The organism is Azospirillum isscasi (genome assembly GCF_030849505.1).
GTDB lineage: Bacteria > Pseudomonadota > Alphaproteobacteria > Azospirillales > Azospirillaceae > Azospirillum > Azospirillum isscasi.
In genome coordinates, this window is the sequence record NZ_JAUJFI010000218.1 from 1 (window position 1) to 7,517 (window position 7,517).

Consider the following 7,517-nt stretch of genomic DNA (forward strand, 5'->3'; position numbering starts at 1 on the left):
AGCCGCAGGCGGTGCAGCGGCACCGGCGCCAGCAGGTCGGCGTCGGCCAGCAGCTCCGCCCCGGCGCGGGCCAGCCACGCGCCATAGGCCCCCGCGGCGTGGATGCGGTCGCCGTGCTTGAAGCCCAGCAGCAGCGGACGGCTGCCGTCGTCGTAGGCCAGAACGGCGCGGGCGCGGGCGTAGACCGGTGGTTCGGCGATGCAGGCGGCGCACAGCGGCTCCCCCTCCAGCGCGAAATCGAAGGGCGTGCCGCATCCGGCGCAGAGCGGCGGGGCGATGAAGGTCAGGCCGCTCCAGCAGGGGGCGCACAGGCCGCCCTGCCGGTCCACCGCCCCGCCGCAGCACAGGCAGCGCGGCGGCAGCAGCGCGTCCAGAACCCCTGTCGCCAGCCGTTGCAGAAGGGCCACCGCGGCGCGCCCCTCAGTTCAGCCCGGCGATGCGGTCGAAGATCACGAAGGTGTAGTCGCGCAGCGCGATGTAGATCGCCGGCCCGGTGATGAACAGGAGCGCCAGCGTCGCGAAGATCTTCAGATCCTGCTGGAGCGTCGATTCGTTGATGTTGGTGGCTTGCTGGAAGATGGTCATCAGCATGCCGAGCGCCGTGGTGACGACGAGGACCGGGGTGGTGATCTTGATGATGACGATCAGCGCCTCATAGGTGGCGCCGATGGCTTCCTCGATGCCCATGGCCAAGCTCCAGCGACGTTCGGCGCCGAGCATAGCACAGCCCCGCCCCTTCTCCGATGGTTGTAGCCCGCGGGGGCTGGGCTATATTGCGGGCATGACCACGCCCGACAGCATGACCGTCTTCGACCGCGCGCTCGTCCGCCGCCGCCGCGACCGCGCCGTCCCCGCCTTCGCCGAGCACGCCTTCCTGTTCGAGGAGGTGGCCGAACGCCTCGCCGACCGGCTGGAGGACGTGGTGCGGCCCTTTCCCGCCGCCCTCGACCTCGGTGCCCATGACGGGGTGATGGGGCGGACGCTGCGCGGGCGCAAGGGGATCGAGACGCTGGTCGCCTGCGACCTCGCCCCCGGCTTCGCACGGAAGGCGGGTCCGCTGGCCGTCGCCGCCGACGAGGAACTGCTGCCCTTCGCGCCGGAAACCTTCGACCTCGTGGTCAGCAACCTCAGCCTCCATTGGGTCAACGACCTGCCGGGGGCGCTGGTCCAGGTGCGGCAGGCGCTGAAGCCCGACGGCTTCTTGTGCGCGGCCATGCTGGGCGGCGAAACGCTGCTGGAGCTGCGCCGCTGCCTGTACGAGGCGGAGATGGAGGTGTCCGGCGGCGTGTCGCCCCGCGTGTCGCCCTTCGCGGAGATCCGCGACGTCGGCGGGCTGATGCAGCGCGCCGGCTTCGCCTTGCCGGTGATCGACAGCGACGTCATCACCGTCACCTACGCCGACGCCTTCCGCCTGATGCGCGACCTGCGCGGCATGGGCGAGACGAACGCCGTGCTGGCCCGCCGCAAGGTGCCGGCCACCCGCGCCCTGCTGTTCGACGCCGCCCGCCGCTACGCCGAGCGGTACGCCGAGCCGGACGGGCGCATCGAGGCGACCTTCCAGATCCTCTATCTGGCCGGCTGGGCGCCGCACGAGAGCCAGCAGCAGCCGCTGAAGCCCGGCTGCGGCGAGATCCCGCTGGGCGAGGCGCTGAAGGGGTCGGCGGAGAGGTTGCCGTAAACTCTGGGCGTGTTCCTTGGGCGGCGGCTTACCACAAAGACATGAAGGAACGAATAAAGCACGAAGGTTTTGCTTTCCTGAGAAGGCCACACATCAGGAATTTATTATCCGGACTTACGCTCGATCACGCCAAACACTCTTCGTGAAATCTTAGTGTTCTTCGTGTCTTTGTGGTGACCCGCCGCCCTTCCCGGAACTCACCCGATCATCCGGATCGCCATCCAGCCCAGCACCCCGGCGTTCACCACCATGATGACCGGCGCCGCCCGCGCCACTGCCGCCCGCCAGGTGCGCCCCGCCAGATGCCCGGCAAGGCCGACCGCCAGCAGGCTCGGAAGAGTGCCCAGCGCGAAAGCCGCCATGCCCAGCGCGCCGGTCAGCGCGCTGCCGCTCGCCGCGGCCACCGCCACCGCACCGTAAAGAAGCCCGCAGGGAATGAAGCCCAGCGCCAGACCGAGCGCGTAGCCGCGCCAGCCCGTGGGGTTGCCGAACAAAGGCCGGGCCAGCCTCGACACGCGGTCGCCCCACCAGCGCTGGAACGCGCCGTCGAGCTTCGGCACCCAGGCCGACAGCCCCTTCACCGCGTAACCCAGGAAGAACAGCGCCGCGAAGGCGAGCAGCGCCACCGACAACCATTTCAGCCCCGGCAGCGCCCCGACATGGCCGGCGACCGCCGCCGCCGCCGCCCCGATCAGCGTGTAGGTGGTGCCGCGCCCCAGATGGTAGGGCAGCACCGCCGCTCCGGCCAGACGGTGGAACTCGCTCATGCGCGAGGCCGGAACCTGCTCCAGCCGGGCGGTGATCTGGGCCAGCACGAAGGGGCCGCACATCCCCGCGCAATGGGTCGATCCACCGACCAGCCCCGCCGTGAGCAGCGCAACCAGCAACCCGCCGTCGCGGTCGATGACCACGGCGCACTGGTTCAGGCCGGCTTCGAGAAGCGACAGGGCCGAATGCGGGTCCAAGGCGGATCTCCGGTTGGAAGACCGCCCGTGTATAGGGGAAGGCCGCCGCGAAGGCCATGACCTGCGTCAAGGTGACGGGCGGGCACCCGGCCTCACCCCTCGGAACCGGCCTGCGGCACCTCGTGCACCTCCACCGGCCGGGCGGCGTGGCGGTTCATGATCTCCACCGCCTGCCGCTCCCGCCCGGGGTCGGCCAGATTGACCCACAGCAGGATGCCGCCCTTGTCGAGGTGCTGGAGCATCGGCTCGTTGCGCTTGTCGGTCAGCCAGTTCGACATGACGGAGCCCATGGCGCCGCCGCCCACCCCCGCCGCGGCCGCCGCGGCCGCCGCGGCGAGGGCCGTGCCGCCGGTCGCCAGGACGGCGCCGGTCGCCAGGATCGCCCCGACATAGGCCGGCAGCCCCACCGCCACGCCCTTCACGCTGCCGACATCCTCCGGCGAGACGTAGGACTGGCGCGGCGCATCGGGGTCGTGGGCGACGTCCTCCGCCCGCTCCGGCACATGGCCCAGATGGTCGCGGATGGTCTGGTCGTTGGCGAGCACGCTCAGCTCGTGGCGCTGGAAACCGGCCAGCGACAGCTCGTCGATGGCCTTCTGAAGGGCGTCGCGGCTGGCGAAGATGCCGACGGCCTCGCGCACGGCGCCGCGCAGGCTGCCGCCGGAGCGATCGGCGTTCACGTCGTTCTCGAAGGTCATGGCGGTCTCCCCCTGTGACACCCCTTGGTCGAGGGTTAACCGAAGGCGCCGGCCGGAGGTTCCAGCCGGGGATCAGGGCTTCCCGGCGGCGGCGGGCGGCGGCACCACGCCCCGCGGCTCGGGCATGGAGCCGAAGAACCACCACAGGCCCAGCGCGATCAGCGCGAACTTCACCGCCAGGAACAGCGCAATGTGGCGGGCGAGCGGATTGCGGACCATGGGCGGCTCCATTGCAGCGGGTCGAGATCGCCAAACCGGGCCAAACTGGCTAGTATCCCCGGCCGAAGGACGGATCTCACACACGGATCGCACAAAAGGACGCGCCATGAAACGGCTGCTGTTGCTCAGTCTGCTGACCCTCGGCCTGACCGCCCCCGTCGCGGCCCCGGCCCTGGCCCAGATCAACCTCCTGGAAGGCCCCTCCATGGTCAAGGCGGTGACGTCCAACGACGTGAACTCGCTGCGCATGCTGCTGCTGAAGGGGGAAAATCCGAATCAGGTCGATGCCAACGGGCGGCCCGTCCTGCTGCTTGCCATCGGCAACGGCCATCCGGAACTGGTCCGGCTGCTGCTGGACGGCGGGGCCAACCCCAACCGCGCCGACAAGGCCGGCAACAACCCGCTGCACTACGCGGTGGAGGCCGACGCGCCCGAGGCGGTGGACCTGCTGCTGGCGAAGGGCGCCAAGGTCGATCAGGACAACCGCCAGGGCATCACCCCGCTGATGAGCGCCGCCCGCTTCGGGCGGGCCGATCTTGTGGAACGGCTGCTGAAGGCCGGGGCCAAGGCCGACCGGTCGGACTTCACGGGCCGCACGACGCTGAGCTGGGCGCAGGACAGCCGCAACGCCCGCGTGGCGACGCTGCTCCGTCAGGCCGGGGCGCGCTGAGGCCGCGATGGGCGACGCCACGCTCACCTCCCTCCTCGGCGCCGCCCCCCTGAACGGTCCGGGGCCGCTGTTCCTGCTGCTGCTGGCTCTGGCCATCGACGCCGCCGCCGGCGACTGGACCGGGCGCGTCCTGCCCGACCCCTCGGCGCTGGCCCGGCGCTTCTGCGCCTGGGCCGACCGGCGGCTGAACCGGGTGGAGCGCGGCAAGACCGCCCGCCTGCTGCGCGGCGCCCTGGTCGTGCTGGCGCTCCTTCTGGCCGCGGTCGCTCTCGGCCTGATCGTGGAGCGGGTCGGCGCGCAGAGCCGCGGCTGGCTGCTGGAGCTGGTGGTGATCCTCGCCACCCTGCGCGGACGCGCCGCCTGGGCTCAGGTGCGGGCGGTCCGCCGCGCGCTGGAAAAGGGTGGCGCCGCCCCGGCGCGGGACGCCGTCGCCCCGCTCACCCGCCGCCATGCTCTCGGCCTGGACGAGCACGGCATCGCCCGCGCCGCCATCGAGGCCGCCGCCAAGGGCTTCGCCCGCAAGCTGGTGGCCCCGGTCTTCGGCTATGCCCTGCTGGGGGTGCCCGGCCTGCTGGTCTGGGCGGTGGTGGACGGGGCCGATTCGGCGCTGGGCTATCCCGGCGTCCGGCACGAGCGCTTCGGCCTGACCGCGGCGCGGCTGGACGACGCCCTGAACGCCATTCCGGCGCGGCTCGCGGCGGTTCTGCTGGCGCTGGCCGCTCCCTTTGCCGGGGCCAAGGCCGGCGGCGCCTTCCGCGCCATGATGCGGGACGGCGGCAAGGCGGCCTCCCTCAACATGGGCTGGCCGACCGCCGCCATGGCCGGCGCGCTGGGTCTGGCGCTGGGCGGCCCGCACCGCGACGGCGGGGTGGTCATCACCGAACCCTGGATCGGGAATGGGCGGGCGCGAGCCACCGCGGCGGACATCGGACGGGCGCTGGCGGTCTACGCCGTGGCCGGGCTGATCCTGGCCTTGCTGGTGGCGCTGCTGCTGTGGGGGATCGCAGGGCTGTGAAGCGCGGGAGCGGAGAACAAGACTTCACACGGATTGCACGGATGATATCACGGATTACACGGATTTTTATTTATTGATTCACCATCACCCTTGGCGCTTCGCGCGAGTATCGTGGGCTTTTACAATTTATTATTATAATAAAATCCGCGAAATCCGTGCTTAGATCCGTGGAATCCGTGTGAAGTCTTGCCCGCCACACTCCGGCTCGACCAAGAAAAAAGGCGCGATCCCGAGGGACCGCGCCTTTTTCATGTCAGCGGCGAACCGCTGTTACCACTTGGTCGCCCGGTGCGCCGGCTTGCCGCCCTGGGAGTCGCGGCGGGCGTGACCGCCGTGCTCGTTGCGGGCGTGGTCGCTGCGGCCATGCTCGTTGCGGTTCATCGGACGGCCCTGCGGACGGCCACCCGGGCCGCCGTTCGGCTTGCCGCCTTCGGCGCCGCCAGCGTTGCGGACCCACGGCTTCTTGTTGTAGCCGCCGCCGTTGCCGCCACCCGGACGGCCCGAACGGCCCGCCGGACGGTTGCCGCCGCCGGTCTGGAACGGACGCTGCGGCTCCAGCCCCGGAACGACATGGATGTCGAGGCGGGTGCCGGTGTAGCGCTCGATGCGGAACAGGGCGTCGCGGTCGGCGCGGGCGGCGAAGGAGATCGCCACGCCCGAGGCGCCCGCACGGCCCGTGCGGCCGATGCGGTGGACATAGTCCTCCGCCGAGCGCGGCAGGTCGAAGTTGATGACGTGGGTGATGTCGCGCACGTCGATGCCGCGCGCCGCCACGTCGGTCGCCACCAGCAGGCGGACCTGACCGGTGCGCAGGCGCTGGAGCGTGCGGTTGCGCTTGAACTGGTCCATGTCGCCGTGCAGGGCGGCGGCGGCGTGGCCGGCGTCGCTCAGCTCTTCGGCCAGCGTGTCGGCATCGCGCTTGGTCGCGGCGAAGATGATCGCCTTGCCGACCTCGGGCAGGTCCGCGAAATGCTTCAGCAGGCGGCGCTTGTGGTCCATGTCGTCGGCGTGGTGCAGGCGCTGCTCGACGTTCACCGAGGTGGTGGCGCTTTCCACGGCGACGCGCACCGGGTTGCGCAGCAGGTTGCCGGCGAGCTGGGCCATGCGGCGGTCCAGCGTGGCGGTGAACAGCAGCGTCTGGCGGCTGTCCGGGCAGCACTTGGCGATGGTTTCCACATCGTCCAGGAAGCCCATGTCCAGCATGCGGTCCGCCTCGTCCAGGATCAGCACCTCGACGGCGCTGAGGTCGATGCGGTTGCGCGACACATGGTCGAGCAGGCGGCCCGGCGTGGCCACCATCACGTCCACCGCGCGCGACAGCAGGCGGAGCTGGTCGCGGTACGGCATGCCGCCGACCACGTCCACGATGTTGTACTTCATGAACTTGGCGTACTTGCGCGCGGCGTCGGTGACCTGCTTGGCCAGTTCGCGCGTCGGGGCCAGCACCAGCACGCGCGGGGCGGCCACGCCCAGGCGCGGCAGATCGATGGTGCGGGTCAGCGCCGGCAGCATGAAGGCGGCGGTCTTGCCCGTGCCCGTCTCGGCGGTCGCCAGGATGTCGCGGCCTTCCAGGGCCGGCGGGATCGCCTCGGCCTGGACCGGGGTCGGGGTGTTGTATTCGAACGCTTCCAGCGCCTTGACGACCAGCGGGTGGACGCCCAGCCCGGCGAAGGCGTTGGGGGTGGCGGCGGTGTCGATCACGGTTTCGTCGGCGACGGCGGTCTCGATGACAGAAGTCTCGGCAACGAGAGCATCGGCGGCGGTCATTTCAATGGACGACAAGTAGGGAAACCTTTCCTCAGGACCATGACGGCGCACGCCCGCTGCACCCGGATGGTGAGCGGTGGAACGCCGGCGTTTTCGCCGGGAGGAGGTCGGAAGAGGGAGAGGCGTCTGTCCGAAGCTGCGGAGGGCCGGGTCCTTGGGAAGGCCGTTCCGCTATATCAAAGCGCGTCTCGCTCAAGAGACGCGCGAGCCTCCAGCGATCAAGGCGCCTTACATAGTGGGTTGCGCTGCACAATCCAAGAAGATTCGTTCGCGGGCCGTATGCACGGCTCGCATACCATCATGGCGTATCGGCCCGGCCGACCGCGGCGATGCGCGTCGGGATCATGGCGTGGATGGTCTGGCGCTGCTCGTCCAACCGGGCGGCGATCACCTGGAACCCGGTGCGGCGAAGGTCGTCCGCCCGTCTCATACGGGCGGCGCGTGAAGGCTTCCATTGCTTGGAAATCAAGCGAATTGCGGCCACCAGTGGAACCATGTCGCGGCT

The 7,517-nt window shown here is 70.5% G+C and carries 10 protein-coding genes; 3 read left to right on the top strand and 7 right to left on the bottom strand.

All coding sequences use genetic code 11. The features are described 5' to 3' along the window. Together QSG27_RS26360 and QSG27_RS26365 are read right to left on the bottom strand one after the other, a co-directional pair. Positions 1-407 (bottom strand): ComF family protein (locus QSG27_RS26360; RefSeq protein ID WP_306711446.1); only part of this gene is annotated, 407 nt, incomplete at its 3' end. 13 nt (positions 408-420) lie between these two features. After that, complete coding sequence (locus QSG27_RS26365; RefSeq protein ID WP_306711448.1) at positions 421-687, bottom strand: flagellar biosynthetic protein FliQ; 267 nt, start codon at positions 685-687, stop codon at positions 421-423. Between the two features lie 94 nt (positions 688-781). On the opposite strand from QSG27_RS26365, the gene QSG27_RS26370 reads away from it, so the two are divergent. Then, positions 782-1,678 (top strand): methyltransferase domain-containing protein, encoded by an 897-nt coding sequence (locus tag QSG27_RS26370; RefSeq protein ID WP_306711450.1) that lies wholly within the window; start codon positions 782-784, stop codon positions 1,676-1,678. A 197-nt stretch (positions 1,679-1,875) separates the two neighbouring features. Here QSG27_RS26370 and QSG27_RS26375 read toward each other — a convergent pair whose 3' ends face one another. The 3 genes from QSG27_RS26375 to QSG27_RS26385 form a co-directional block, all read right to left on the bottom strand. Then, positions 1,876-2,643: a sulfite exporter TauE/SafE family protein gene (locus QSG27_RS26375; protein ID WP_306711452.1), complete on the bottom strand. Its 768-nt coding sequence runs from the start codon at positions 2,641-2,643 to the stop codon at positions 1,876-1,878. 92 nt (positions 2,644-2,735) lie between these two features. After that, on the bottom strand, positions 2,736-3,341 hold the full coding sequence (locus tag QSG27_RS26380; protein ID WP_306711453.1) for a general stress protein: 606 nt from the start codon (positions 3,339-3,341) through the stop codon (positions 2,736-2,738). A 72-nt stretch (positions 3,342-3,413) separates the two neighbouring features. After that, complete coding sequence (locus tag QSG27_RS26385) at positions 3,414-3,560, bottom strand: hypothetical protein (protein WP_167525474.1); 147 nt, start codon at positions 3,558-3,560, stop codon at positions 3,414-3,416. Positions 3,561-3,666: 106 nt separating this feature from the next. Between QSG27_RS26385 and QSG27_RS26390 the strand changes: the two genes are divergently transcribed. Both QSG27_RS26390 and QSG27_RS26395 read left to right on the top strand, forming a co-directional pair. After that, positions 3,667-4,230 carry an ankyrin repeat domain-containing protein gene (locus QSG27_RS26390; RefSeq protein ID WP_306711455.1) on the top strand — a complete coding sequence of 188 codons (564 nt, stop codon included), beginning with the start codon at positions 3,667-3,669 and terminating at the stop codon, positions 4,228-4,230. A gap of 7 nt (positions 4,231-4,237) precedes the next feature. Further along, entirely contained in the window at positions 4,238-5,245 is a 1,008-nt protein-coding gene (locus tag QSG27_RS26395) for a cobalamin biosynthesis protein (protein WP_306711457.1), read from the top strand. A gap of 270 nt (positions 5,246-5,515) precedes the next feature. Here QSG27_RS26395 and QSG27_RS26400 read toward each other — a convergent pair whose 3' ends face one another. Both QSG27_RS26400 and QSG27_RS26405 read right to left on the bottom strand, forming a co-directional pair. Further along, on the bottom strand, positions 5,516-7,027 hold the full coding sequence (locus QSG27_RS26400) for a DEAD/DEAH box helicase (protein WP_306711459.1): 1,512 nt from the start codon (positions 7,025-7,027) through the stop codon (positions 5,516-5,518). Between the two features lie 283 nt (positions 7,028-7,310). Then, positions 7,311-7,517, bottom strand: a 207-nt coding sequence (locus QSG27_RS26405) for a hypothetical protein (protein ID WP_306711461.1), incomplete at its 5' end; no start/stop codon positions are given.

Bases quoted from the DNA above. Each gene is read 5' to 3' on its own strand.
- QSG27_RS26385 (WP_167525474.1), bottom strand. From the start codon at position 3,560: ATGGTCCGCAATCCGCTCGCCCGCCACATTGCGCTGTTCCTGGCGGTG.
- QSG27_RS26380 (WP_306711453.1), bottom strand. From the start codon at position 3,341: ATGACCTTCGAGAACGACGTGAACGCCGATCGCTCCGGCGGCAGCCTG.
- QSG27_RS26390 (WP_306711455.1), top strand. From the start codon at position 3,667: ATGAAACGGCTGCTGTTGCTCAGTCTGCTGACCCTCGGCCTGACCGCC.
- QSG27_RS26370 (WP_306711450.1), top strand. From the start codon at position 782: ATGACCACGCCCGACAGCATGACCGTCTTCGACCGCGCGCTCGTCCGC.
- QSG27_RS26395 (WP_306711457.1), top strand. From the start codon at position 4,238: ATGGGCGACGCCACGCTCACCTCCCTCCTCGGCGCCGCCCCCCTGAAC.
- QSG27_RS26365 (WP_306711448.1), bottom strand. From the start codon at position 687: ATGGGCATCGAGGAAGCCATCGGCGCCACCTATGAGGCGCTGATCGTC.